Here is a 26599-nt window from a genome sequence, read left to right as displayed (position 1 = left end):
ACTTCGCAAATGTATCGTTAGGCGACGTTGACTGATTCTTCCTGTTTCGCGGGCACCAGCGGGTGCTCTGGGTGCACGAAAAGCCAGCAGATACCACCCAGCACCGCGAATCCCGCAGCCACGGCAAAAGAGACCGTCCAGCCGAAGTTCTGTGCAATCCAGGGGGTTAGGGAAGCGGTCACGGCGCCGCCTAACTGGCCTCCCATGTTCACGATAGAGGAGAACATGCCCGACCGGCGGCCGGCGATATCGTTGGACGCCGACCAGAAGGAGCTTTGCGAAATGTACAGCGCTCCGGCACCGAAGGCGAGGATGACGCCGGCCACCACCGGGCTCTTGGCACGCGATCCAAACAGAAGAAAGAGGCCGGTAAGAAACAGCGCTCCGGTGGCCAGGTAGCAGCGGCCAATACGAAGGCTCTTTCTGCTCGACAGCCAGTCGCTGGCGGCGCCGCCAGCCAGGCAGCACAGCGTCATCGACAGGAAGGGGAGCATGGAAATCTGCGCACTGGCCTTCAGGTCAAACCCGCGGACTTTTGCCATGTACAGGAAGAACCAGCTGAAGTAGATCCACGACACATAGCCGAAACAGAAGTAGCCCATCATCAGCGCGGGCAGATCGCGGCGGCTGAAGAGTTCTTTCCACGACAACGAGGTTTTCTCCTGACCGTTGCCATTGTGGAGTGCGCGCTCCTGGTTCATGGAGAGGCCGACTTCTATCTCCTGCAGCTCGGTCATCGACAGCGAGGGGTGCTCGTTCGGTGTATCGCGCGAGGCCAGCCACCACACCAGGCCAATGCCTGCGCCCATCAGGGCGCTGAAGTAGAAAGCGGCACGCCAGCCGTCGTGCGAAATGATCCAGTTCAACAAGGGAGGTGTAAGCCCGCTGCCCGCACCCACACCGGCAAAGATAAGACCGTTGATGATGCCGCGCTCGCGGATGGGTATCCACTGTGCGACAAACTGGTTCGCCGCCGGATATACCACCGCTTCACCCGCGCCCAGCAGCAGGCGGATCGCAATCAGGAAGAACAATGCCCCGGGAATACCGGTGGGAAGGATGGCAACCAGCAGTGTTGCGATGCCCCACCACAGCGTGCCCAGCGCCAGCACACGGCGCGGACCAAAGCGTGCCGCCAGCCAGCCCGCCGGAATCTGAAAACCGGCATAGCCGATCAGAAACGCGCTGAAGATCAGTCCAAGCCGCTGGTATCCCAGGCCAAACTCTTCGCTGATCTGCAGTCCGGCAATCGAGATATTTGTGCGGTCAAGGAAGGCAATCGCGCTGAGCGAGAACAGCAAAAACGCAAGAAAGAAACGAAGCTTGTAGACCTTCCCCATACTGACCATTTGGACTAAAAGCATACGGGCGGATATGACTTGCGAAGTAGGCCCAATGTCTTACATTAATGCGGGGCAAACTGCCGATGACAGGACGATGAACGGGAGGAAGAATCGTGGAACTCCACGTTCAGGCGGTACAGGATTTTGCGCAATCGCTTTCTGTTTAAGTCTCTTCTCGTGCTCGCATCCTGCGTAACGGCTGCAAATGCGCAGCACTATGATCTGGTTCTGCAGCATGGTCATGTCATTGACCCGAAGAACGGCATTGACGGTGTGATGGATATTGCCGTGCTCGACGGCAAGGTGGCAAAGGTCGCAAAGTCCATTGCCGCGTCTGAAGCGGTGAAGGCGGTCGATGCCACTGGCCTGTATGTGACGCCCGGCCTGATTGACATCCACGTTCACGCCTATGCCGGTACCGGCGAGCGCGACTCCTATGCCGGCGACAACAGCCTGTATCCGGACGGCTTTACCTTCCGCGTTGGTGTGACCACCGTTGTCGATGCAGGCAGCTCGGGCTGGCGTAGTTTTGAGGACTTCAAGCAGCGCGTCATTGATCGTTCCAACACCCGCGTTCTGGCCATGCTGAACATTGTTGGCGCAGGTATGCGCCCCGGCTTTGAGCAGAACCTGGACGACATGGACGGGGAAGCCACCGCAAAGGTGGCCATGAAGTACCCCGGCCTGATCGTCGGCATCAAGAGTGCTCACTTTGAAGGCCCCGAATGGAAGCCTTATGAGCAGGCCGTGCGTGCCGGTACTATCGCGAAGATTCCGGTCATGATCGACTACGGCGCGAATCGCACAGAGCGTCCGCTCTATGACCTGCTGTCGAAGGTACTGCGCCCCGGCGATATCTACACGCACATGTACTCTGGCCTGCGCAATGAGCAGGATCCGAAGACCGGCAAGGCAAGCGCGGCTCTTGAGATTGGCCGCAAGCGCGGCATCTATTTTGACGTAGGCCACGGGGGTGGCAGCTTCAACTGGACCGTCGCGCAGCCCCTGGTCAAGCAGGGTTTCATTCCCGACTCCATTTCGACCGACATTCACATCACCAGCATGAATGCCGGAATGAAAGACGAGCTGAATGTTGCTGATAAGATGATCGCCCTCGGCCTGCCCCTGCAGGAGGTCGTGAAGGAAATGACCTCGAATCCTGCAAAAGAAATTCAGCACCCGGAACTCGGGAACCTTACAGAAGGTTCGCCAGCCGATATTGCGGTGCTGCGTGTCGACAACGGCAAGTTTGGCTTTGTCGATATGAATAACACGGTGTTCCCCGGCACCAAGAAGCTGATCTGCGAGCTGACCATTCATAACGGAAAAGTTGTGTATGACCTGAATGGACTGACCGCCGATCCGTGGAATGGCAAAACTGTGAGCCCGGCTGAGGCGAAGCGGTTTACGACCATGCACGTTCGCCCAGAAAAGCCTTCCGTTGCCCACTGAGCTTCGCGAGATAGGTCAAAGGTCCTAGCTGTGGCACCGTCATCCGGCTGATGACATATCACGGTGAACGGACCATCTTCATTACAACCAAAACAATAAGTATGAGAACCGCCGGGGTCTGGCCCCAGGGGACAAGAGCTACACGAAGGACCGAATTGAAATTATTTTTCAGGAGCCACTGCGTGAGAAAGTCGCTGTTGTTGCTTGTCGTTCTTCTCTTCATGCGAACGTTATCGTTCGCTCAGGTCTCTAATAACACGCAGCTCGTCGGAACCGTGAGTGATCCGAGCGGAGCCGTTGTTGCTGGAGCCAAGGTAACCGCCACCAACACCGAAACCAAGGTCAAGTACGAAGGCTCCACGAACGGAGAGGGGAACTACACCATCCAGTTCGTTGCGCCTGGTTCGTACGAAATTACCGTTGAACAGCAGGGCTATGCCAAAACGACCAGCAGGGGAACCACGGTCATCCTGAACCAGTCCGCGCGTACGGACATTGCACTGGCGGTTGGTGATACCTCCACGGAAGTTCAGGTTACGGCTGACACTCCGGCGCTTTCGACGGACGATGCGCTGATCGGCGACACCGTCGACCGCGCCAAGGTCGAGAACCTGCCCATGAATACCCGTCGCGTGATGGATCTGGCGACGACTGCGTCCAATGTCATCATTGGACCGAAAACATCGTTCACCGGCACGCCTCCGGGAGCCAACTACATCGGCGCCGGTACGCGCGAAGTCACCAACTCGCTGACGCTGGACGGCATCACCATCATGAACTCGCTGATCTCGTCCTCGCCGGTTACACCGAACCCGGACGCGATCTCGGCTGTTCAGGTGCAGAGCGGTAACTACACCGCGCAGTATGGCGCCTACATGGGTATCCACATCAACTCGGATACCAAGGCCGGCACCAACACACTGCACGGAACCGCATACGACTACATCCAGAACGACTACTTCAACGCCAAGCCCTGGTTGGCCGCTCCTTCGGCACGCGTCGCCAAGATGCGCTTCAACCAGTTCGGTGGCGTGCTCGGCGGACCGGTTGTAATTCCCGGCTTGTACAACGGCAAGGACAAGACCTTCTTTATGGGATCGTATGAAGGCCTGCGTCAGTATCAGCAAACCCTCAGCACCGGCACGGTACCGACGGTCCGTATGCGTACGGGTGACTTCTCAGAGCTGCTGAGCCTGTCCAATGGCAACTCGACCATTACCCAGCTCTACAATCCGACCAACCGCACCACGCCCTATGCCAACAACCAGTTGCCGGTTTCGTCTGTTGCTCAGCAGCTGATGCAGTATTTTCCGCAGCCCACAAACGCGCAGGTGGCGAACAACTTCAACAACTATGTTCCGTTGGAGCTGCAACAGAACCAGACGCTGGACCGTGTTGATCACCACATCGGACAGAACGTCAGCCTGTTTGGGCGCTTCCTCTGGCAGAAGCTTACCTACCTGAGCGGCAATGCTGTTGCGACATCGAACGTCTATTCGCCGACGATGGACCGCAACGGTGTGTTTGGTTACACCCACATCATCACGCCGTCCTTCATCAACGATCTGCGCGTTGGTTTCAACGTGCTGACCAGCAACGTCAACAACCAGTTCGCGCAGCAGGGTCTGACCTCGGCCGGATCGCAGCTCGGTATTCCTGGCTTCACGGCGGACGTGGATAACAACAATCCTGGTATCCCGACCTTCACCGTTACCGGTTACTACGGCCTGGGTTCCAGCGGTTCGAACTGGAAGCAGGATGATCGCACGGTCCATGCCTATGACCAGATCAGCTGGACCAAGGGCCGCCACAACATCATGGCCGGTGTCGACATCCGCCGTATGACGATCGGTCGTGCAGCGCAGAACGATCCTCGCGGAAACTTCACCTACAGCGGCCGCTACACCAGCCTTTGTATTCCGAGCGCGACGGCGACCTGTAACAACACCACGCCCTCCAATGCCCTGGCTGACTTTGTTGTTGGCCGTGCAGCGACCGTTGTTACTCCCACCTTCCAGGTGAAGGGCTCGGTTGGCAGCTGGCGCAATGGCTACTTTGTGCAGGACAACTGGCAGGTCAACCAGAAGCTGACGCTCCTGTATGGCGTTCGCTATGAGCAGCCCACCATTCCGTACTCGCTGAATGGCTATGCCCGTATTCTCAACGCTGATTTCACGGCTCTGATCCCGTCCACCAGCGCGACCACCGGCGCGGCATTCACGCCGACTCCCGGCTTCAAGTTCACGGGCGCAAACAACAACCTGTGGGCTCCGCGTCTTGGCTTCGCCTACCGCGCAACCGATAAGATCGTTGTCCGTGGCGGCGGCGGTATCTACTACAACCCGAATCACCTGAACGCCTTCACGCTGGCGAGCGGCAACTATCCGCTGGCCAACACCACTACCTACACCGCAGACAGCTACTTCTCGCAGAACACCTTCTCCAATCCGAGCGGTGGAACCTCTGCTCCGGTCGCCTGCATTCCTGGAACGACTGGTTGCTATACCTCGGTCTTCACGGATGCGGCTCGCCTGCCCACTCCGCGCATGTACCAGTGGAACCTGGATACCGGCGTTGAACTGTGGAAGGACGCTGCCTTCGAACTGCAGTACCTGGGATCGCGTTCGATTCACCTGGATTACTCGCTCTATCCCAACCAGCCCACTCCTGGTGCGGGTAACGTCAATGCTCGTCGTCCCAACCAGCGCTTCGGTCAGATCCGCGAAATCTACAACGGCGGATGGTCCAGCTACAACGGCATGACGGCTATACTGCGTCAGCGCACCAGCCACGGCCTGTCGGCGAACCTGTCCTATACCTGGGCGCACAACCTGGATACCTCGAACGATGCCAACGGCGGCGGAACCTCGATGATCCAGTACAACCTGCGTGCCGACTATGGCAACTCCAACTGGGACATTCGTCACCGCTTTGTGGGTACGGTTCTCTACCAGCTGCCTGGTTTTGAGCGTTACAACTATGCTGTGCGCACGGTGCTCGGCGGATGGCAGGCAAACGCCATCGTCACGCTGCAGACCGGTATGCCCTTCAACGTTGCTCTGTCGTCTGACGTTGCCAACGTGGGTATCGGAACGCAGCGTCCTAACTACGTGAAGCCGGGCGTCAGCACCTGCTCGCGTAACACGGTCATCAACGGTGGAACCTCGGCAAGCTGCCTGGATGCAACTGCCTACTCCACACCGGCGGCTTATACCTTTGGTAATCTGCATCGCAACGACGTGCACGGACCTGGCCGTGAGATGGTGAATTTCTCGATGTCGAAGAACATTCCCATCTACGAGCGCATGCAGTTTCAGTTCCGCGCGGAAGCGTTCAACCTCTTCAACCATGCGAACCCGAGCAATCCGAACGTAACCCTCGGAGCGGCAAACTTCGGAACCATCACCAGCACGCAGACGGATCCGCGTGTGCTGCAACTGGTGGGTAAGATCAACTTCTAACGTTGGTAACTCCCTCCTTCCGGGGCCGCTGGGGCAAGCCAGCGGCTCCGCTTTTTCGTTTGTGCAACTCAACAGGAGCGTAACTCGATGCGTATGCCGAAGAAGTTTTGGTGGATTGGCAATGCCTTTCTCGTTCTGACAGCCGTGGGCCTGACGGCCATGAAGCAGGAGATGTCGGTACCCACTGAGGAAGAGCTCCGTAAGAACCCAGAGGTGTTGCTCGACGCCTACCGTCACGTGGAAGCGGCCTCCGTCTCTGATGCCGCGGAGCAGGTGCTGCATGAAAAGCGCTACATGTCGCACAAGATGCAGGCCATCTTCCCCACCAAGTTTGTTGGTACGGCGCTGACCGTGCAGTTGATCAAGCAGGAAAACAACGACCCCAACGCGCTGCAGGGCATGCTGCAGGCCATCGACAGCGGCGGCAAGGACAACGTCTACGTCATGCAGGTGGAAGACGGAGCTGATATTGCCGGCATGGGCGGCCTGATGGGAACTGCCATGTGGTCGCGCGGATTCACAGGAGCCGTGATCGATGGCGGCGTGCGTGATCTTCCACAGCTCAAGAAGATTGGCTTTCCGGTGTATGCCACCGGAGCTGTTCCCTCCACCTCTGTTGGCCACTACCGCTTCGGCGGCATGAACATTCCCGTTACCTGCGATGGCGTTAAGGTCAATGCCGGTGACATCATTACGGCCGATCAGGACGGCGTCGTCGTCATCCCAAAGGACAAGGCTGTCGAGGTTTTGATTCGCGCACAGAAGCTGGACGCGACCGAGCATGCCATGTATCCCTACATCGAAAAGCTGCATTCCATTGTCGCCGCGGTGAAAGAGTTTGGCCGTATCTAATCTCTAGGTCATCTGGCCGATGACACGATTTCATCCTGGAATTTCAATAATTCCACCGAAGGGAACAAGTTTTTCCGTGCTGGAAAGGGGACTTCCTTGCCTCGCCGTGTTGAAGACCATTCGATAAGCCGCCGCCGCCTGTTAGGTGCTGCCGGTGCAACCGTTGCCGCGTCGCTTCTTCCACCTTCGGCCTTTGCCGCCGGTGCGGCTGAGAGCGCGGTCGATTACTACGACAAGCTTGGCGTAGCGAAGATCATCAACGCCGCCGGCACCTACACCTACCTCACGGCGGCTGTTATGGCTCCTCCGGTACAGCGGGCCGTTGCATTGGCTGCTCATCATCCGGTGCGTCTCAAGGACCTGCAGCGTGCCTCGGGCGAGTACATTGCAAAACGCCTGAAGTGTGAAGGTGCTGTCGTCAGCTCTGGTGCCTCTGCCGCGCTTACCCTGGCCACGGCTGCATGCATTGCCGCCAAGGGCAGCCTGCCTTCGAACCAGATCCCGCAGCAGGCACGCGAACGCGGCTACGAAGTAATCGTGCAGAAGAAGCATCGCTATGAGTATGACCACGCCATGCTGATCTGTGGCGTGACGATTCGTGAAGTAGAAGGCCTGGACGAATACAAGCGCGCCTTCAGCGAACGTACGGTGATGACGAATTACTTCAACTCCGCCGGCCCTGAATCGGAGCCGGGCATCATTGATCGAGAGACATGGCTGAAGGTCGCGCATGAGCACGGTGTGCCGTGCCACCTGGATGCAGCTGCGGATATTCCGCCAATCTCAAACCTGTGGAACTATACCGCGATGGGCTTTGACCTGGTCTGCTTCTCCGGCGGCAAGGGCATGCGCGGGCCGCAGAATGCGGGACTACTGCTCGGCAAGAAGCGCCTTACCGATCTTGCTCTGGAGAACGACAGCCCCAACAGCGATGCGGTAGGTCGTGGCATGAAGGTGGCCAAGGAGCAGATGGTTGGCATGGTGGCCGCCGTTGACTGGATCCTCGACCAGAGTGACGATGCGCTGCAGGCAGAAAGCATGCGCCGGGTTCGCACCATTGAAGCTGCGCTTAAAGGGATTCCAACGCTGACAACCAGCGTAAACATTCCGGCGGTAGCAAACCATGTGCCGCATCTGCTCATCAAGTACGACCCTTCCGTTGTTGGCATCAAGCCACTTGAAGTGGCTGACAGGCTGCGCGCGCAGAAGCCATCGATCGAGCTGAGCCCTGCTACCGGCGTGCGTGGTCGCATAGAAGGCGCTGATGAGAATACGATCGTCATCGGCGTATGGATGATGCAGCCCGGCGAGGCTGAGGTTGTCGCCAACAGCCTGAAGCAGGTTCTGAAACACTCGTAAGCCTGAGTTACCCCCAAAGGAGAAACGCATGTCCACGAAGACCAGCCGCAGAAACCTCTTGAAGAACGCAGCCGCTGCTGCCGGCGTTATTGGCGGAGCCGCCGTGCTCACGGAAGCCGCGCAGGCCGCTCCCGCAGCCCCGCAGAAGAAAGGCTACCCGGTTCCCAAGGATGGCGAAACCGCCTTGTTCAGCAGCGCCGTCACCTTCGGCAACCTGGTCTTCCTGGCCGGCGTTGGAGCTCACTTTGAAGGGACCATCGAAGAGCACACCAAGCACGTTCTTGAAGAGCTGGAGAAGAACCTCAAGACGGCCGGATCCTCGATGGAGAAGGTGCTGAAGGTGAATGTCTATCTGAATGACATCAAGGACTGGGAGCGCATGAACTCCGTGTACAAGGGCCGTTGGGGCAAGGTTCCTCCGGTTCGTACCACGGTTGCACCAGCCGGCGGAATCCCTGGCAACTCGCTGGTTGAGATCGACCTGATCGCCTACATCTAAACGACAACAAACAAGAACGGATAGGAGAGGAACTTCTTATGTGTGCGCTGCCGAATATGCGTCCCTCACGACGCGATCTACTCAAGCAAACCGGAGCTCTTTCAGCAATGGCCGCCATTTCACCGCTGGCCGCAGTTGGAAGCGCCGAGGCCCAGGCAGCGCACGCCGCTCCTTCCAATGGCGCCGTTACCTTCCGTCCTGGAACGCTGCAGGACAATGTGTTCACCAAGCTTGGTGTGCGCCCCATCATCAACGCGCACGGCACCTTCACCATCATTACCGGCTCGCGTTCGCTGCCGGAAGTGAAGCAGGCCATGTTTGAGGCCTCGCATTATTACGTGCACCTGGACGAACTGATGCCCAAGGTTGGCGCGGAGATTGCCCGGCTGATGGGTGCTGAGCTGGCCACCGTGACCACCGGTTGCGAAGCCGCCATTGCGCTGGCCACCGTTGCCTGCGCCTGCGGTACAGACCCGGAACTCTCGCAGGCCTTTCCGTACACACGGAAGAAGAGCCAGGTCATCATTCCCAAGCACTCGCGCAATCCGTATGACTTTGGCGTGCGCATGACGGGCATGGAGATTGTTGAAGTTGGCACTGCCGAGGAACTGCAGGAGAAACTCACCGACAAGGTGGCAATGATCTACATCCTCTCCTCGCCCGCTGCGGAAAAGGGGCCGCTGTCGATTCCTTCCATCTGCGCTGTCGCGAAGACGAAGGGCGTTCCGGTCTTTGTCGATGCTGCCGCGGAAGAGCCCATCTCTCCGAACATCCATATCAAGAACGGTGCATCGCTCGTCGGCTATTCGGGCGGCAAGTGCATGCGCGGACCGCAGGCTGCAGGACTTCTGATCGGCCAGGCAGACCTGGTGAAGGCCGCATGGTTCCAGGCTTCGCCGCACCACAACTATGGTCGCGCCTATAAGGTCGGCAAGGAAGAGATCATGGGCATTCTTGCTGCGGTCCACAAGTGGTACCAGCGCGACCACGAGGCTGAGCAGCGTGAGTGGAAGAGTTGGCTCGATCAGATCGCCGATAAGGTGAAGGCTCTGCCTTCCGTACGCATAGAATATTTGCAGCCTGAAGACCTCTCCAACCGTTCGCCGCGCCTGCGTATCCACTGGGACGCGAAGCAGTTGAAGATCACTGGCACCGAGATGGTGGAGCGGCTAGACGCAGGCACGCCGCGCATCATGGTCGACGGCGGCTCCGGCGTCCGTCCCGACAAGATGGAGAGCTCGCTCACCATCATGCCGTACATGCTGGATGCTTCGGAGATTCCAACGATTGCCACTGCCATTTACGAGGGGCTGACCAGGCCCGGACACTATGAGAACCCGGTTGTGCCGGCCGGCGCTGCGAAGGTGGAAGGCAAGTGGTCCATCTCACTGAAGTACACGCGCGGCACAGCAGAGCAGACCTTCGATCTGCAGCAGAACGCCAGCGAAGTGAGCGGCCAGTTGGTCGGTGCGATCTTCAAGGCCGAACTGAAGGGAACTGTTCACGGTGACCAGCTGAAGCTGCACGCCCGCATGCCTGTCAGTGGGCACGAAGTGAACTGGGACTTCACGGGAACGGTTCAGGGCAACAACGCATCCGGTAAGGTTGCGCTGGGTGAGTACGGCGTAGCGGAGTGGAAGGCTGTGCGCTCGTAAGATCTCACAGTTTTATTTTTCTGCTGCGAAGACCTGGAACTCACGGATACGCGCAGTTCCCGCGGTGGAGAGCAGATTCAAACGAAAACGGCTAGCGGTAACGGCAGGGAAGCGATCGATCTTTTTGTGACCGATCGCATGACCTGCCGTTATTGTTTTCCAGCTTCCGTTGACCAGTGCCTCAATACGATAGCTCTGCACCATCTGCCCCTCGGTCAGCCACTCCATCGTCAGCGTGCGGTCGACCGTGGCGGCCTTCACGAGCTGGACTTCCAGCACTGCGGAGCGAGAATCCTTGGGAGCACTCCAGAAGGTCTCCAGGTCATTGTCCAGCGCCTTGGCGGTCTCTGTCGGAGCTGCAAGATGATGTACAGCTAGGTTCGCCTCAGGGCCATACTTCTTCCGGATCTCCGTGCCCAGCTCCTTCAATCGCGCCACATCGCTATCCGGCAACAGTCCGCGATCATCCGGTGCAACGCCCATCATCCACTGCCCGCCCTTGCCGACTGAGTTCTCGTAACTGTCCATCAGCTCATCGACAGACTTCAGTGACGCCTCGTCGTTCGGGTGCCAGAACCAATGCAGCTTCCGCAGCGGTGTGTCCACTTCAATCGGACGCCAGCGCAGGTAGCCATGCCGGTCAACGACGTTCCAGTTTTCATACTCCACGCGTCCGCTCTCATCGCCTGCCCAACGTGCATCGCCGTACTCAAACAGTGCCGTGTCGGCAAAGACGATCGTGTTTGGCTGGTAGGTGCGCAGTGTCTCGATAATCTTTTTGAAGTCGTAAATGTGGCCCCCACTGCCGGCTCCGTCCAGCCAGAACTCCACCAGGTCGCCGTAGTGCGTCGCCAGTTCTTCTAACTCGGCGCGATAGTACGCATCGTAGGCGGCGTTGTCCTTGTACTTCGGCTCGTGACGGTCCCAGGGCGAGAGATACACCCCGAAGCGAAGTCCCTCCGCGCGCGCTGCCTCTGCGGCTTCACGCACCAGGTCGCCTTTGCCGTCCTTCCATGGGCTCGCCTTGATGCTGTAGTCAGTCTGCCCGGTGGGCCACAGGCAGAAGCCATCGTGGTGCTTGGCCACCATCACCACATACTTCGCGCCAGACGCCTTGATGGCGCGCATCCATTGCCGCGTATCCAGTGCCGACGGGTTGAAGGCCTTCGGAGAAGCCGTGCCATCGCCCCACTCGCGGTCCAGAAAAGTATTTGTGCCAAAGTGAAGAATCACACCAAATTCAAGGTCCTGCCATGCTGTCTGCTGGGGTGAAGGCTTGACCTCGGTAAAGTTTTGCGGCCACGCCGTGACCGGTAACAACAGGGCCGCGGTTAGTCCAATGCTGTGCAGAAGGGAACGGGACAAATCTCAGCCTCCGATACGTGCAAGTCTTCCATCGAGCATCGCATATTGCTGTTCATCCACACAGAGCGTGCCTTGTGAATCGAAATGGAACTTCTGCGGCAGCGATGCGCCGATCCTCCGGTGTGTGGCAATTACCTCATGCGCGCTGCGTTGCTCATCCACGCGAAGCAGATTCAGAATGCCGCCTTCGGCCGCGGCAATCGCCAGCATCTGCTCATCCTGCGACAGAGCAATATGGTGCGGAATTACCGCGGCCAGCGACAGTGGCTGTGTCGTTACCAGTGCCAGGCTGCCATTGCGATGCACACGGTAGTGTGAGACAGCGCCCGTGGGTAGGCCGCGATAACCGGCGATAGCATGCGCCACATGCAGCAGTCGCGCATCGGCAGCGAACGCCATCGCGGATGGAGATTCGGCGCTCATGCTATGCACATGCTTTCCGGCAACAAGGCTATGAATCCATCCACCTTCGCGATCCAGCTCGAAGGTGATGTCGCTTGCAGGCAACGCAAATGCCTTTGCGAATGGAGTCGCCACCACAGCGGCGCCTGCCATGCCCTGCAGTACGCTGCGGCGCGTCGGTTTGTTGAGGCTTATGGTCATGCGAGTGGCCTGATCGACATCGCGTGATGGAACAGGTTATGCGGATCATAGGTCTTCTTGACCCGCTGCAACATCGGGTACAGATCGCCCGTGCCGTAGTAGAGTGTCGTCCACTCCGGCTGCTCCAGCATATCCACATCCGGATAGTTGATATAACAGCCGTCATAGTGGGAGTTCGGATAAGGAACACCGCGATATCGCTGGTCGGCCGCGGGCGTAGAGTACATCGCCTGGTAGCACTGGCGGATTCCGTTCAGGCGGTAGGCATCATCTGCCGCATCCTTCCAGTAGCTCTGGTACTGCAGCTTTAGAATGGAACTGCGCTGCGGAATTGCGGTATCGGCAATGCGCTCCACATTGTTGACGGCTCCACCATAGGAATCCATCGCAAGAATCAGGCCTCGTGTAGCATCGCCTGTCATCTGGTCATATAGCGTGTTCGCTTCGGCATCGGTAAATCCCTGCTTCATATACGTGGACTTATACTTCGCACGGCTGCGGCCACTGCCCGGCAGACCGCTGCCGCCCTGGCCGCTGATCGTGGAATCCACCCAGTTCATCTGCCGCAGCGGATGCTCGCCATAGCAGACCGTGTCGCCCATGAGTGGCTTTGGCTGCTGTCCCTCCGGCACAGGCTTGTCATAGTCGGCGGGCGCATCCGCTCTCGGGCCGCAGGTCTGAAAGTGATTCAGAAACTCCTGCACCACATCGCGGCCTTCGTCGCCGCCACGCATCTGCGCATACTGCAGGCCAATATGAATACGTCCGGAGGCCCGGTTACTGACGATCAGATCGGTGAACATGGGCCGTGTTGCCGGGTTCCTGTCGTTCTTCTCCCAGTACTGGCCATAGGTGGTGACAATGCGAACAAACTTCTCGCGCGTCATCTCCCGCCAGTCCCACGAGATGTTAGCCAGCAGAACCTGCTGCGGCAAAGGAGGAAGCTTTGCGAAGTGGAAGGCTGTGACGACACCGAAGTTTGAAGCCTGTCCACCGCGCAGAGCTCGAAACAGCTCCGGATGATGCTTCGCATCCGCGTAGATCGTTTCCGCTTTGCCGGCCGCATTCACTACAACGATCTCAATGCCTGTTACCCAGTCCACGGTAAGCCCGTACATCCGCGCCAGCGTGCCATAGCCACCGCCGGAGATATGTCCGCCCGCGGTCACGGTGTAACACGTTCCGCCGGGTATGACGACGCCACCCAGCTTGTACAGCCGTTCATACACGGTGCCCAGCCGGGCCCCGGGTTGGATCACGTAGCTTCCGGGGGTCTCACCCAGGCTGACGTGATCCATCATGCTTACGTCCAGCATCACGCCGCCCGGGTTGTTCACGACAAAGTCTTCGTAACAATGTCCAGAGGAACGCACCGTTGGCCGCTGTCCTCGATCGACAGCCAGCTGCAGCGCGCGGCGAACGTCCTCCGCACTGGTGCAATACTCCACCTGTGCCACAGCCTGACCGGGAGACAATGGGAAGCGCGCATTCCATCCGCGGCTGGCCATCTCAAAACGTGCATCCGTGCGGTCAACAACTGCAGCCATGGTCCTCCTCTAGATCCAGGTGGCAAACATCGGTTTATTCAGGGGATAGCGATGAACGGGGGCCGACAACTCGCCGGTAGCCACATCTCGCCGCAGAACAACAATTTCGTTGCTGTCCTGATTACTTGCGACCATCCATCCGCCGGTTGCATCCACGGCAATATGCCGTGTGGTCTTGCCACCGTTGGACGCCAGTTGCTTCAACGTCAGCTTGCCCGTATCGGCGGCTACCTGGAAAACGGCAATGGTCTCGTCTCCAATGCGATTGCCAACGTAAAGGTAGCGGCCATCGGCAGAGATCAGGATCTCGCCGGCAAACGCTGTATCTGGCGGGAAGCCGGGCTTCAGCGTGGAAACGTGATCCACCGCCGTAAGTCGGCCATGTGCGGCATCCCAGCGCAGCACATCCACGGTCGAATCCAGTTCATTCACGCTGTACAGCCACTTGCCATTCGGATGAAACGCAATATGCCGGGGACCGCTTGCGGGCCGCGCCTGCCACACTGGCGGATCATTCGGCTTCAGTGCAGCCGTCTTGCGGTCAATGCGATAGATGCAGATGCGATCCAGCCCCAGGTCATTCACGAGCAGGAATCGTCCATTGGGAGAAACCTGTGCGGAGTGCGCATGCGACTGTGCCTGCCGCGCGTGATCAGGGCCGGCGCCTTCATACTGCACGTGGCTCACGACTTCGCTCAGGCTGCCATCGTCCTTTACGTGGTACGACGAGATGCTGCCGCCACCATAGTTGGCGATAAACACGGAGCGGCCATCCGGAGACAGCGAAAGATGCGTGGGGCCGTCGCCCACGGAAGACACCGTGTTGATGAGGCGAAGCTCACTGGAGCCGGGGACGGTGGCTAAAGCGCTGACGGAGGAGTCGCTCTTTCCGCCTTCGCTGACAGAGTAGATCAGCGTCCTTGCACCGTCGCGCCGTGTTGCCAGGAAAGTTGGGGCAACCAGGGGGGCAGCCAGCGTGATGGGGCCCAGTTCGCCGGTGGTGGCGTTCCAGGCCGCGCTGTAAATGCCTTTACTGACGCTGCCCGTGGTTCCCAGAAGAACGCGCGAAGGGTGATACGTATCCTCTGCGAAGGAGAAGCGCGCAGTCCACACAGCCGCAAGTCCGCCCAGGGAAAACTCTCTACGGGACAGTTTGAAAGCGCTGGCGGTCATGGCATCGTCCTGAGGCTGCATTACGGTAATGGGCATAAGAGTATCCGTGTCTCCAGAAAATGAGATGAGGCAAAAGTCCTATCGTACAGAGCGAAGCCGGGGCCGTCAGGCGGTCGCATCAAAACGCGCCAGGGAAGCCTCAGTCGAGATACCATCAGAGACCGAACGGATAAAGGCGTTTACATGAATCTCTCCGGCATGACAGCCGTCGTCATCGGCGGCACATCGGGTTTAGGAAAAGCGCTGGCCCTCGGGCTGGCACGCCATGGAGCCAACGTTGTCGCAACCTCGCGCTCGCAGGCATCGGTGGATGCCGCGGCACAGGAGCTTGCGGCCACCGGCGCGAAGCATCTGCCCATCGCCAGTGATGTCTCTGACCGCGCATCCCTGGAAGCCCTGCGTGAGGCCGTGCTCGCAGAGTTTGGCTCGGTTGAGATTCTCGTCAACTCAGCCGGCATGACCAAACGCATCCCTACGCTCGATGTGGATGAAGCCCTGTGGAACCAGATTATGGACGTGAACCTGACCGGTACACTGCGCGCCTGCCAGGTTTTTGGCCGCGTCATGCTGCAACAGGGGTTTGGACGCATCATCAACATCGCATCGCTGGCCAGTTTCACCGCCTTTCATGAGGTCGCTCCCTATGGCGCCAGCAAGGCCGGGGTAGCCTCGCTCACACGTTCGCTCGCGGTGGAGTGGTCGCGTTCCGGTGTTACGGTCAACGCCATCGCCCCCGGCATCTTTCCAACAGCGCTCAACCGCAAAATCATCGACAGTCCGCGCGGGCAGGAACTGCTGATGCGTACCCCCATGGCTCGCTTCGGCGAAGCGGACGAGCTTGTGTCCACGGCCGTCTATCTTGCGGCACGAGAAACCAGCTTTACCACCGGGCAGATCATCGCCGTCGATGGCGGCTTCCTGGCCAGCGGTGTCAACCAGTAATCTCTGTTTGAGGCAGGATGTATGAAGATCGAATCAGCAAAACTTATCATCTGCTCCCCTGACCGCAACTTCGTCACGCTGAAGATCCAGACCGACGAAGGCATCTACGGACTGGGGGACGCCACGCTCAATGGCCGCGAGCTTGCCGTCGCCTCCTATCTCACCGAGCACGTTATCCCGTGCCTGATTGGCCGCGACCCCTTCCAGATCGAAGATATCTGGCAGTACCTCTACCGTGGAGCCTACTGGCGCCGAGGCCCTGTCACCATGAGCGCCATCGCCGCCGTGGATGTTGCCCTCTGGGACATCAAGGGCAAGGCGTTGGACACGCCGGTCTATAACCTGCTCGGCGGCAAAAGCAGGGAAGGCGTGCTGGTCTACACCCACGCCAACGGATCAGATATCGCGGAAGCCATCGACAGCGTGCAAAAGCACGCGGCTGAGGGCTATCTTGCCGTGCGCGCGCAGAGCGGTGTCCCCGGCGTCGCCTCCAGTTACGGCGTACCCAAGTCCGGCAAGCCCTATGAGCCCGCCGAACGTGGCCTGCCCGGCGAGAGCCTGTGGTCCACCGAGAAGTACCTGAACTTCGCTCCCAGGCTGTTCGAGGCCGTCCGCAAAGCCTGCGGCGAAGACCTGCACCTTTTACACGATGTGCATCATCGTCTTACGCCGATTGAAGCGGCACGGCTCGGCAAAGCGCTTGAGCCATATCACCTTTTCTGGATGGAAGACCCCACACCCGCGGAGAACCAGGAAGCCTTCCGCCTTATCCGCGAGCACACCGTTACGCCCATCGCTACGGGCGAGGTCTTCAACTCCTTCTGGGACGCGCATGACCTCATCCGCAACCAGTGGATCGACTACCTGCGCATGACCATCGTTCACGGCGGCGGCATCACCGCGTTGAAGAAGGCCGCCGACTTTGCCTCGGTCTACCAGGTGCGTACCGGCTTCCATGGAGCGACGGATCTTTCTCCCGTCACCATGGCCGCGGCTCTGCACTTCGGTCTGGCCATCCACAACTTCGGCATCCAGGAACACATGCCGCACACGGCTCTTACGGACGAGGTCTTTCCGCACGCATATCGCTTCAGCGAAGGTTACATGTATCCCGGCGATGGCCCCGGTCTCGGTGTCGAGATCGACGAAGCCCTCGCCGCAAAGCACCCTTACCAGCGCGCCTATCTTCCCATCGCACGCAAACTCGATGGCACACTGACTGACTGGTAATGCGCCGTTTGTCCTGCATCCTCGTGGGTACCCGGTCCGCCTGGGCATAAAACAGGGCAGCCGAAGCTGCCCTGCTCCAGAACTGATCTGCCGTTGCGTCAAGCCTTCTTTTTTGCAGCCAGCTCATCAATGGCATTGACGAACTTATCCACGTCCGCCAGCGTGGTGTACACATGCGGTGTCACACGAATGCAGCGCTGCCCTTCGTAGTCGATACCGACCGTGTGAATCTTGTACCTGTCAAACAGCGTGTTCATCAGCTCGGTCGGCGTATAGCCTTCCACGCTCACGCCGCTGATGGCGCAGGAGAACTCCGGCTTCAGGGACGTGTGCAGCTTCACGCCCTTGATGTCCTTCACGCGCGTTGCCCAGTAGTTCTTCAGGTAGAAGATGCGCTCCTGCTTACGGCGTGAGCCGATGGCCTCATGGAAATTGATCGCCTCGCCAATGCCTTGCTCAATCGGGAAGCTGCGCGTGCCCAGCGCCTCAAACTTGCGGATGTTCGGGCTGTGGCCGTCGCCGTAACAGGTCAGTGGCCACAGCTTGGCAATCTTGTCCTGCTTTACCCACATCATGCCGCTGCCAATCGGTGCGGACAGAAACTTGTGCAGGCTGGTGCCAAAGTAGTCGCAGTGCAGGTCGCTGATCTTGAAGTCCAGCAGGCCAAAGGAGTGCGCCCCGTCCACAATCACCTCAGCCCCATGAGCATGTGCCATGTCGGCAATCTGCCGCACCGGCATAATCTGGCCTACCCAGTTCACCACATGGGTAATGTGGACCAGCTTGGTATTCGGCGTCATCGCCTGCTCATAGGCCTTCACAATGGCGTCGACATCTTCCACCGGGAAGTCGAAGGTGATCTGCTTATACACAATGCCGTCACGCTCCGCACGCTGGCGGTAGGCGTTCATCATATTCGGATAATCGAACTTGCAGCCCAGCACCTCATCGCCCGCCTTGAACGGCAGGCCATAGATGATCGTGTTCAGGGCTTCGGTCGCATTGCGGTTGATGGCAACCTCTTCGGCGGAGACGCCGGCCAGCCGTGCCAACTTCGCGCGCAGTGGTTCGCGGCCCTGGTCCAGAATCTGCCACATGAAGTACGACGGCCCCTCATTGGTCATCTGGTTGTAGCGCTCCACCGCCTGCTGCACCACAATCGGCGAAGGCGAAACGCCGCCGTTGTTCAGGTTCATAATCAACGGGCTGACGGAATATCCGCGCTGAATCACGCTCCAGAAGTCCTCATTCTGCGAGACCGAGGCCGGGTCCATATGGTGGACAGCCTTGCCGGCAGCCTGCCATTCCTCGGCATGGGCCTGCTGAAACAGACTGGTGGTCGAAAATGCGCCGGCGAGGGCCGTCATCTTCAGAAAGGAGCGACGATCATGCTGAGCCATACCAGCACTGTAGGGCATTCTCTTCCTTCGCGTAAATACTGACGATCTTGCAAACACCTGTCCCCGGGTAAGTCCACATACTCCAGCCGTTGTCACAAAACCCTTATACTTCGCCCATCGAACTATGTACTATGGTCGGGCTCCACGGCCATGCCGTTGCGCGTTTCCGTAGACAGCGAGGTTCTGTTCATGCCGTTTGAGAAGCCCCAGTCATCCCGCCGCCAGTTTTTGAAGACCACCGTGGCCGCCGCTGCGGCAGCCGGCTTCCCCACCATCGTGCCGCGCAGTGTCTTTGGCCAGAACGCGCCTTCCAACCGCATCAACATCGGTGCCATCGGCGTGGGCCGCATCTCCCGTATCCACGATTTGCCCGGCCTTTGGAAGTACGACAACGCGCACATTCTCGCCGTCTGTGATCTGGACGAGAACCGCGTAAAGCTGGGCAGGGAACTGATCGACGGCGTTTATACAAAAAAATCAGGCAAGCCCTACCAGGGCACCGTCGGCTACAGCAACTATCACGATCTGTTGGCCAACAAAGACATCGACGCCGTGGTGATCTCCACGCCCGACCACCAGCACGCCATCCTGGCCGTAGCTGCCGTGCGGGCGAAAAAAGACGTCTACCTGCAGAAGCCTGCCTCGCTCACCATCGCCGAGGGCCGCGCGATGGTCGAGGCGGTGAACAAGTCAGGCCGCATCCTGCAGATCGGCTCCCAGCAGCGCTCCTGGAAGCAGTTCCGCCGGGCCTGCGAACTGGTGCGCAACGGCCGCATTGGAGAGATCAAGCATGTTGAGATCGGCCTGCCGGGTGATCCCTCCGGCGGAGACCCAACGCCGATGCCTGTGCCTGCGGGCTTCAACTACGACGCATGGCTCGGCTCCACGCCTGTGGTCCCTTACACGCTCGATCGTGTCATGCCCACCAACAGCTTTGACCGTCCGGGCTGGCTGCGCTGTGAACAGTTCGGCGCCGGCATGATCACCGGCTGGGGCGCGCACCACGTTGATACCGCGCACTGGGGCATGAACACCGAACTTACCGGCCCGGTGGAGGTGTGGGGAACAGCCGAGTTTCCGAAGTCCGGACTATGGGACGTACACGGAGCCTTCAAGACTAATGCTGTTTACGCCAACGGCATGACCATGACCATCAGCGGCGAGTTCCAGAACGGCATCAAGTTCTACGGCACCAAGGGCTGGATCTTCGTCTGTCGCGACGAAGGCACGACGCCCACCGCCGGCTTTGGCGAGAAGGCAAAGATCGAGCCGCTGGTTGCCAGCGACCCGAAGATTCTCGACAGCGTCATCGGTCCCAGCGAGGTTCATCTCTACTACAGCGAGGACCAGCACGGAAACTGGCTCGACTGCATCCGTTCCCGCAAGCAACCCATTGCCCCGGCAGAGATCGGTCATCGCGCCTGCTCTACCTGCCTGGTCCACCACATCGCCATGAAGACAGGCCGCCGCCTGCGCTGGGACCCCGTGAAAGAGCACTTCCTCAACGACGAAGATGCCAACCGTTACCTCAGCCGTCCACAGCGTAAACCCTACGTGCTGGCTTAGCTACTGCACCTGCACCTTCGCCTGCCAGAAGAAGCTCTTCTGGTCCGCCGCCCCCAGCACCGTCACCTGGCAGGTGTACTCGCCCGGTTCAAGCTGGTCCAGCGGAATCGTCATGGCAATCGGTGTAACGTGCAGCTGCGTCGCGCTTGCGTTGGATGCCATCACCGTCGGCGTCTGCATCGCCACCTCCTGCTTTCCATCGTGTGTGCGGAAGAAGGTGGCATAGGCCAACAGAGGCTCAGCCGGGGTGGTGCCTTGCTGATACGCCTGCAGGAAGATCGTTGCCGGACGCGCATGATGGAAGACACGCGTCACGGAAGGAATCAGCTTCTCCCCGCCGATCATAAGCGGGTTTACCGCATCGTTCTTCGCCTGCTGCTTCTGCTTCTCCACGTTGAACAGCGCCTGCGAAGTCGCTACCCTCTGGCTGCTCAGAACGACCGAGCTGATCGCCAGCCGCTCCGTCTGCTTGTTCAGGTTCGGTACGGTAAAGCTGGCCTGGTAAGTGCCGATTCGGCCTGTTTCGTTGTCACGCGCCAGGAACTTGATGACATACTTGCCCGGCAGCAGGGTGAAGCCGCCGTCGTACTGGATCGGCCGTGTCGCCAGCTCCTGCGCCGTCGAGTCGGTCAGCTTGATGTCTACCGTATCGCGAAGGTTCTGCACGGTGCTTCCGTAGCTGTCCTTCACTTCACCGATAAAGTCGATCATCGTGTGCTGTGCGCCACGCTTCTTCGCCAGCGCCAGCTCACGCCCCGGAATCTTCACCGCGATCGGTACAAAATATTCCGCGCGATTCAACTGGAAGAAGTTCACTTCCATCGCAATGGTCAGGTCGGTTACCGGGTCCGGCTGCATCAGCGAGTCTTCCAGCTGACGCTCCTTATCCGCAGTATTGAACTTCGAGAAGTCCTTGCCTGCGTAATAGCCCTGGCGATACTCCAGCACCCCCTCCTGCCCGTTGTTCAGCGTGATCTTGATGCGGCGGAACTTTCCATCCTTCTCCGCATTGGTGGTGTAGTAGCCCAGCAGGTAATAGCTCGACATCGCCTGCTGCGCGTTGCGGATGCCGCGTGTCAGATCGTTGTTATCCAGCAATGCCTTGCCGCCGGTATCTTCCGCCAGAGCGAACAGCGTGTCCTGCGACTGCACGCGCGCGTTGGTGACAGAGGTCGCTGAGGCGCCCGTATACATGGCCAGCCCGCCGGGCGAGCTCTGCGTGGCATCGCCCATCGGCGGAGTCGCCACCAGTCCACGCGCATCAATCGGCCAGAACGAAACCCCCGCACGAATCGCGGCATTCGTTGCGGCATGCAACTGGGCCTGGTTGTTCAGACCGTTCAGGCTCAGTCCCGACCCAAAGTAGAGCAGAGACTTCTTTTCGCTCACGCGGCCCAGCATGTCCGCCGTCGTCTGCAACGCCGCAAGCTGCCGGTCGGTGTTGAAGATGTTGAACTCGGCATCGTCCTGTCCGAAAGCCGCTCCCGGGTCCGAAGTCCCATCGCCGGAGTTATCGCCTGCCATGCCCTGGCCTTCGCCGACGATCATCGTCTGCAGAATCGACAGCAGCCGGTTGCGGTCCGCGGTAAAGTCCTGCAGCACATCCACCGCGCCGCCGCCATACCGCAGAATCGACACCAGGTCCTCCGGCAGCATCTGCGTGCGGACAAACTTTTCCGCAGCCTGCAGCGCACGCAACTGGTCCACCGGCGGCATGGAGCTCATATCGAAGTACATCGCCATCAGCCGGTGATCCCGATACTTCGTCGCTCCCGCCGACTCACCCGCGATCTGGGAACGGGACAGACGATCGTAAATCTTTACCTTCTCCGTCTCGTTCTTCGATGGCTCCAGCGGCACTGCCGCAGAAGGGTCCGAGAGCTTCTGGAATTCGAACAGGCGGATGTTCTGCTCCGCGCCATTCTCCGTGATGGTGAAGTCCTTCGCCGTCAGGCCAGGAATCAGGTTGCCCTTCTTGTCCTTCACCGTGACCGTCTCAACCACCAGGTTTGAGGTCACACGCATGGTGAATACCTGCTCCTGCCCGTCAGCCGACGCCTTGTTGGAGCCGGTCTGCTGGGCAAGTAGCGATGGAATCAGCAGCAATGGCAGCAGTTTGCGCATATTAGAACCTCAGCCTCGAAGTGAATTGCACGGAGCGCATGTCATTGGCAGCCGCGGGTAGACCAAACTGTGTGGAAGTCAGCGTCGTGTTCCAGCGCGTAAACGCAACATGGTTCATCGCATTGGTCACATCCGCCCGAATGTCCAGGTTCATATCGCCCTTCACGCGGAAGGTACGCGACAGCGACGCATTCAACCGGAACTGCCCGGGGCCCGTAATCGAGTTCCGCCCCGCGTTGCCAAAGCTTCCGGCAACCGGAGTCGTATACGCCGCGGGATTCAGATGCAGTCCCGCGGGCGCGGCATAGACATCTGCCCCCGTAAGCTGTGCGCGCAGGTTGCCGGTCACACCGGTGCCGGGCGTTGCCACAGGATAGATCGGTGTCTGCGGCTGGCCGCTGTTGGCAACAATCTGCCCCAGCAGAGTCCACTCCTTCAGCAGGGTGCCGCTCTTACCGTTCATCAGCGCTCCGCCATGCATTCCCATACCGCTGGTGTACTGCGCGGTCAAAGCCAGCGTATGCCGCTGGTTGAAGGCCGAACGCCCACGCTCTGCGCGAAGGTCGCGCCAGTTCTGCACAATCGTCGTATCGTTGGTCGTCGTTGGAGCAGCCACCGCAAACGGATTCTGCGACGTCGTCCCCGTACCAGAGGAAGCATTCTGTCCACCAAGGAACGACGCATTGTCGATCGCGTTGGCGTAGGTGTAATCCACTGTTGCCGTAAACCCGCTATGCAGGCGCCGGCGCAGCTGCACCTGTCCGGCGTTGCGCGTGGAGTTGCCGCCAGAGGTCAGGTACGTATAGCCGTTCGGGCACGACGGGCAAAGATCCGTGCCTCCATAGGCATAGGTGTTCGGCAGAAACTGCTGCGCGGAATGGGTCCCCTTCAACCCGTTATACGTCGCCGTCAATTGCAGCGAGAACGGCAGGTCACGCTGCACGGCAAGCTGCCAGTCCTGCACATATCCGCCGCGGAACCGCGGGTCCACCGCAAAGGTATTCGACGTAATGCCGGCGCAGTTCTGGAAGCCGTTGGCCAGCGTGATGGGGCAGGTGCTTGACCTCTGGACGGAAAGTGACGTCGACAGCGGAGCCTGCTGCGCCATCTTCAACGCGGTGGTCTGGTAGACCGAGGTGTCGAAGTAAATACCGTAACCCGCACGCACCACCACCGACGACGCCGGAATCGGCCGCCATGCAATGCCCACGCGCGGCTGGAAGCCCTTGCGGAAGGGCCGCACCAGCGAATCAGGATAATGTTGTCCGGTCAGTCTGCCCGTCGGTGACGAGGCCAGTACCTGTGACACAGCACTGAAGTCCGGCAGAATATCCAGGTTCACCATGCGGTCTTTCAACTCGGTGATCGGCGCTCCGTACTCCCAGCGAATGCCCGCGTTGACGGTGAAGGTCGGTGTCATGCGGAAGTCGTCCGTTGCATAGGCCGTGATCTGGTTCTGCCGGAAGTACTTGTCCGGGTTACCGGTTGCCAGCTGGCTTGTGTCCGGCACGCCCACCAGGAAGCCTGCCAGGTCATTGCCCGTCGCCGTTCCGGTAAAGGCAAACGCACCGCGCGGATTCTGCTGCGTAAAATAGTTGTACTGCTGGCGGCGATACTCTCCGCCAAAGGTCACATTGTGCCGGCCACGGTTCCACTGCACGGCGCCGGTTGCTGTCTGCGTCTGGTTGCGGTTGAAGGCAGGGATGCTGTCCGTCAGTCCGGCAATGCCGCTGGCAAACGACAGTGTCGGCGGCCCATAGTTGAACGGGTCCTGGTTGTTGCCGGTAATGCCAGCATTGCCGCTCACGTTCACGCCGTTCTGGAAGTACGCGGTCGTGCGCTGGGTCTGCCGCGCAAACTTGTAGCCCACGTTGAATGACCAGCGGCCATTGATGCGGTGCGACCAGTTCGCGCCTCCCGCAAGGCCAACATTCTTGGTCCGGTCCACGAAGTGGAATACCGTGTTCGACGACCCGCGTAGCGACTGGAAGTTGAAGCTGCCATACACCTGGTTTTTGCGGTCAATCGTCTTATCCACTCTCGCCTGCAGAGCGTCCGCATGCGAGGTGTTCAGCAGCGTCGTCTGGTAGTTATAGCGCGAGCTTCCAGCCAGGTTCGGCAGCGGGTAATACTGCAGCAGAGCCGCCGCCTGCGGCGATATCGGCACCTGGTTGTTGGCATACGGAGCTCCCGTTACCGGGTTGATGATCGGCGTCGTCACCGCGGACAGATCGCCGTTGCGTTGCGCCTGTGTCGGCATCAACGCCGAGTAAGAGGTGGCATTGCGATTCCGCGACCACTGGTAGGCCACAAAAAAGGTCGGAGCATTCACCACGCGCGTAATCAGGTGCGGAATCCGCAGCGGCCCGCCCAGCGTTGCCAGCCCGGTAAAGCGGTAGTAGCCAGGCTTGTCCACATTCAGGCCAGAGATGGAGTATGGCTTCGCGTCAAACACTGCGTTGCCAAAGATTGCTCCCACGCTGCCGTTATAAAGCGCACGGTGATTGCGGCGGTTGCCAAAGGCGGCAAACTGCGCAAACGGAGAAGAGGCTCCATTGTTCACACTGCCGTTGATCAGCAGGCCGTCATTGTTCTTCGCCTCCTGCGTCGCGGCGGGCGCAGCTGCTTCCTCTTTGCCGTCTCCTTTTTTGGTGACGGCAGGCGTTGCGCTTGCGGTCACGACAGGGGCAATCGGCTGGTCGGCAGGCTGTGCATGGATCTCTGCCAGCGGCAGCAGCTTCAGTTCGAACTTTGCCGCATCGGCCGCGGCGGCGGAGACATTTACTTCCTGCGTCACCGTTGCAAAGGCAGGCTTGCTGACCTTCACTGACCACGCGCCGTCGGCCAGGTTCACAAGCGTGTAGAAGCCCTGTTCATCGGTTACGGCCGTAGCTGTCGTTCCGGCATGCGTCGCTGTAATCACGGCTCCTGGAACAGGGAAGCCGCCATACAGTACCTGTCCGCGCTGGTCAGCGGCAAACGCGGCAGACACCAGCAGAAGCGGTGCACACACCTTCTGGAAGGCTCGAAACAAACTCATCTTTTTCCTGACCAATGCAACCGTCCTCTAGATATCTACTACGGATGTAGTAATAGTGCGCTACACGGCAATACGCGCGCCAGTCATTTTTGTTCCGGGATAAAGTGTCGGGGCATGGACTTAGTTCTCCGTCGGCTGTTCCAGGTGATCGATGATCAACAAGTCCACCGGAGCCTTGTCCTGCTCCATCTTCAATCCCAACTGCTCCTGGAGCGCGGTAAAGAGTGTCGGTTTCGAGGTATCGGCTGCCGATGCGGCTCCGCCGCCATCGGTGCCATGAAAGCCCGCCTGCGGCCGCTCCGGAGACCACTCCAGCGTCCAGTCATACCGGCCCGTCAGGCCCGTATGATTCAGCACAACGCGCCCATCCATCTCGCCCATACGTGACAGGTGATCCACAAACGCTTCCATGCTGGCATTCTTGACGTCCATGGTCCCATCGCTCACGCTGAAGCTCGTCCCGGGGTCTTTCGGTTTCGACTTCGGATCAGCATCCGGCGGCAAAGGTGGCATAACAGCCTCTTTCAATTTGCTGCCGCTCTTCGCCACCGTCAGTGCATACACCGGCAGATCCTTTTTGCCCCAGTGGAACTTGATGTGGAAGCGGTCCTCCAGCATGCTCTGCATCATTTCCTGCTGCCACTTCTGCCGCTCCTCGCGCGGCACTTTCGCCATGGCCGCGGAGGTCTCTTCGTCTGTCTTCGCATCAATGTTGTAGCGCGCGCTTGTTGCCCAGTCCGGAAGCCCCTCAAGCTGCGAAGCAGACCGGATGCCAAAACTCATCAACAGAATCTGCTGCAGCGGCACATTATCAAACTGCATACGGTGGGGCGTGGTGTTCACGCTGACATTGTCATTGTTCGCAGCGGACGGCTTAACCGATGCCACCTCAAAGCTGTGCTTCTGCGGCACGGTCTGAGCCTGTACGGCGCACGTAGCCGCTAAGAAAGTAAGTGCCAGAAGTCTCTGCATGGCCATCTATACGAAA

18 protein-coding genes are annotated in these 26599 nt (G+C 59.3%); 9 read left to right on the top strand and 9 right to left on the bottom strand.

Features of this window, described 5'->3' with window-relative positions:
• Positions 1-17: 17 nt before the first annotated feature.
• Entirely contained in the window at positions 18-1364 is a 1347-nt protein-coding gene (locus OHL13_RS11435; protein WP_263410256.1) for an MFS transporter, read from the bottom strand.
• A 156-nt stretch (positions 1365-1520) separates the two neighbouring features.
• Between OHL13_RS11435 and OHL13_RS11430 the strand changes: the two genes are divergently transcribed.
• The 6 genes from OHL13_RS11430 (at position 1521) to OHL13_RS11405 (ending at position 10621) form a co-directional block, all read left to right on the top strand.
• On the top strand, positions 1521-2795 hold the full coding sequence (locus OHL13_RS11430) for an amidohydrolase/deacetylase family metallohydrolase (protein WP_263410255.1): 1275 nt from the start codon (positions 1521-1523) through the stop codon (positions 2793-2795).
• 182 nt (positions 2796-2977) lie between these two features.
• Positions 2978-6256, top strand: a complete 3279-nt coding sequence (locus OHL13_RS11425; protein WP_263410254.1) for a TonB-dependent receptor — start codon at positions 2978-2980, stop codon at positions 6254-6256.
• A 93-nt stretch (positions 6257-6349) separates the two neighbouring features.
• Positions 6350-7108 carry an RraA family protein gene (locus OHL13_RS11420; RefSeq protein ID WP_263410253.1) on the top strand — a complete coding sequence of 253 codons (759 nt, stop codon included), beginning with the start codon at positions 6350-6352 and terminating at the stop codon, positions 7106-7108.
• A gap of 96 nt (positions 7109-7204) precedes the next feature.
• Complete coding sequence (locus OHL13_RS11415) at positions 7205-8467, top strand: selenocysteine synthase (RefSeq protein WP_263410252.1); 1263 nt, start codon at positions 7205-7207, stop codon at positions 8465-8467.
• Between the two features lie 28 nt (positions 8468-8495).
• On the top strand, positions 8496-8966 hold the full coding sequence (locus OHL13_RS11410) for a RidA family protein (protein WP_263410251.1): 471 nt from the start codon (positions 8496-8498) through the stop codon (positions 8964-8966).
• Between the two features lie 107 nt (positions 8967-9073).
• Entirely contained in the window at positions 9074-10621 is a 1548-nt protein-coding gene (locus OHL13_RS11405) for a PLP-dependent transferase (protein ID WP_263410250.1), read from the top strand.
• Between the two features lie 12 nt (positions 10622-10633).
• On the opposite strand, the gene OHL13_RS11400 is transcribed toward OHL13_RS11405, so the two are convergent.
• Genes OHL13_RS11400 through OHL13_RS11385 form a run of 4 tightly spaced genes read right to left on the bottom strand, consistent with a single transcriptional unit; the run spans position 10634 to position 15345 of the window.
• The gene (locus OHL13_RS11400; RefSeq protein WP_263410249.1) at positions 10634-11986 is read right to left on the bottom strand and encodes an alpha-L-fucosidase; all 1353 of its coding nucleotides are present in this window, start codon (positions 11984-11986) and stop codon (positions 10634-10636) included.
• Between the two features lie 3 nt (positions 11987-11989).
• The gene (locus OHL13_RS11395; protein WP_263410248.1) at positions 11990-12589 is read right to left on the bottom strand and encodes a lactonase family protein; all 600 of its coding nucleotides are present in this window, start codon (positions 12587-12589) and stop codon (positions 11990-11992) included.
• Positions 12586-14136 carry an FAD-dependent oxidoreductase gene (locus OHL13_RS11390; RefSeq protein WP_263410247.1) on the bottom strand — a complete coding sequence of 517 codons (1551 nt, stop codon included), beginning with the start codon at positions 14134-14136 and terminating at the stop codon, positions 12586-12588. Before OHL13_RS11390 ends, OHL13_RS11395 begins: the two co-directional genes overlap by 4 nt.
• 9 nt (positions 14137-14145) lie before the next feature.
• Positions 14146-15345: a lactonase family protein gene (locus tag OHL13_RS11385; protein ID WP_263410246.1), complete on the bottom strand. Its 1200-nt coding sequence runs from the start codon at positions 15343-15345 to the stop codon at positions 14146-14148.
• 147 nt (positions 15346-15492) lie between these two features.
• On the opposite strand from OHL13_RS11385, the gene OHL13_RS11380 reads away from it, so the two are divergent.
• Together OHL13_RS11380 and manD are read left to right on the top strand one after the other, a co-directional pair.
• Positions 15493-16251 carry an SDR family NAD(P)-dependent oxidoreductase gene (locus OHL13_RS11380; protein ID WP_263410245.1) on the top strand — a complete coding sequence of 253 codons (759 nt, stop codon included), beginning with the start codon at positions 15493-15495 and terminating at the stop codon, positions 16249-16251.
• A gap of 21 nt (positions 16252-16272) precedes the next feature.
• Entirely contained in the window at positions 16273-17481 is a 1209-nt protein-coding gene (gene manD, locus OHL13_RS11375) for a D-mannonate dehydratase ManD (RefSeq protein WP_263410244.1), read from the top strand.
• A 98-nt stretch (positions 17482-17579) separates the two neighbouring features.
• Here the strand turns inward: manD and OHL13_RS11370 are convergent, their stop codons facing one another.
• Positions 17580-18899 carry an aminotransferase class V-fold PLP-dependent enzyme gene (locus OHL13_RS11370; RefSeq protein ID WP_263410243.1) on the bottom strand — a complete coding sequence of 440 codons (1320 nt, stop codon included), beginning with the start codon at positions 18897-18899 and terminating at the stop codon, positions 17580-17582.
• 132 nt (positions 18900-19031) lie between these two features.
• Between OHL13_RS11370 and OHL13_RS11365 the strand changes: the two genes are divergently transcribed.
• Positions 19032-20447, top strand: coding sequence for a Gfo/Idh/MocA family protein (locus OHL13_RS11365; RefSeq protein WP_263410242.1), 1416 nt, complete (start codon positions 19032-19034; stop codon positions 20445-20447).
• Here the strand turns inward: OHL13_RS11365 and OHL13_RS11360 are convergent, their stop codons facing one another.
• The 3 genes from OHL13_RS11360 to OHL13_RS11350 form a co-directional block, all read right to left on the bottom strand.
• Positions 20448-22571, bottom strand: a complete 2124-nt coding sequence (locus OHL13_RS11360) for a VWA domain-containing protein (protein WP_263410241.1) — start codon at positions 22569-22571, stop codon at positions 20448-20450. It lies immediately after the preceding gene.
• 1 nt (position 22572) lies between these two features.
• Complete coding sequence (locus OHL13_RS11355; protein ID WP_263410240.1) at positions 22573-25611, bottom strand: carboxypeptidase regulatory-like domain-containing protein; 3039 nt, start codon at positions 25609-25611, stop codon at positions 22573-22575.
• Between the two features lie 120 nt (positions 25612-25731).
• Complete coding sequence (locus OHL13_RS11350) at positions 25732-26583, bottom strand: TIGR03435 family protein (protein WP_263410239.1); 852 nt, start codon at positions 26581-26583, stop codon at positions 25732-25734.
• Positions 26584-26599 lie beyond the last annotated feature (16 nt).

It is taken from the genome of Terriglobus tenax, assembly GCF_025685395.1.
GTDB lineage: Bacteria > Acidobacteriota > Terriglobia > Terriglobales > Acidobacteriaceae > Terriglobus > Terriglobus tenax.
This window is presented reverse-complemented; position numbering and strand designations above follow the sequence as displayed.

Bases quoted from the DNA above. Each gene is read 5' to 3' on its own strand.
- OHL13_RS11435 (WP_263410256.1), bottom strand. From the start codon at position 1,364: ATGCTTTTAGTCCAAATGGTCAGTATGGGGAAGGTCTACAAGCTTCGT.
- OHL13_RS11420 (WP_263410253.1), top strand. From the start codon at position 6,350: ATGCCGAAGAAGTTTTGGTGGATTGGCAATGCCTTTCTCGTTCTGACA.
- OHL13_RS11410 (WP_263410251.1), top strand. From the start codon at position 8,496: ATGTCCACGAAGACCAGCCGCAGAAACCTCTTGAAGAACGCAGCCGCT.
- OHL13_RS11405 (WP_263410250.1), top strand. From the start codon at position 9,074: ATGGCCGCCATTTCACCGCTGGCCGCAGTTGGAAGCGCCGAGGCCCAG.
- OHL13_RS11395 (WP_263410248.1), bottom strand. From the start codon at position 12,589: ATGACCATAAGCCTCAACAAACCGACGCGCCGCAGCGTACTGCAGGGC.
- OHL13_RS11390 (WP_263410247.1), bottom strand. From the start codon at position 14,136: ATGGCTGCAGTTGTTGACCGCACGGATGCACGTTTTGAGATGGCCAGC.
- OHL13_RS11385 (WP_263410246.1), bottom strand. From the start codon at position 15,345: ATGCCCATTACCGTAATGCAGCCTCAGGACGATGCCATGACCGCCAGC.
- OHL13_RS11380 (WP_263410245.1), top strand. From the start codon at position 15,493: ATGAATCTCTCCGGCATGACAGCCGTCGTCATCGGCGGCACATCGGGT.
- manD (WP_263410244.1), top strand. From the start codon at position 16,273: ATGAAGATCGAATCAGCAAAACTTATCATCTGCTCCCCTGACCGCAAC.
- OHL13_RS11370 (WP_263410243.1), bottom strand. From the start codon at position 18,899: ATGCCCTACAGTGCTGGTATGGCTCAGCATGATCGTCGCTCCTTTCTG.
- OHL13_RS11365 (WP_263410242.1), top strand. From the start codon at position 19,032: ATGCCGTTGCGCGTTTCCGTAGACAGCGAGGTTCTGTTCATGCCGTTT.
- OHL13_RS11360 (WP_263410241.1), bottom strand. From the start codon at position 22,571: ATGCGCAAACTGCTGCCATTGCTGCTGATTCCATCGCTACTTGCCCAG.
- OHL13_RS11355 (WP_263410240.1), bottom strand. From the start codon at position 25,611: ATGAGTTTGTTTCGAGCCTTCCAGAAGGTGTGTGCACCGCTTCTGCTG.
- OHL13_RS11350 (WP_263410239.1), bottom strand. From the start codon at position 26,583: ATGCAGAGACTTCTGGCACTTACTTTCTTAGCGGCTACGTGCGCCGTA.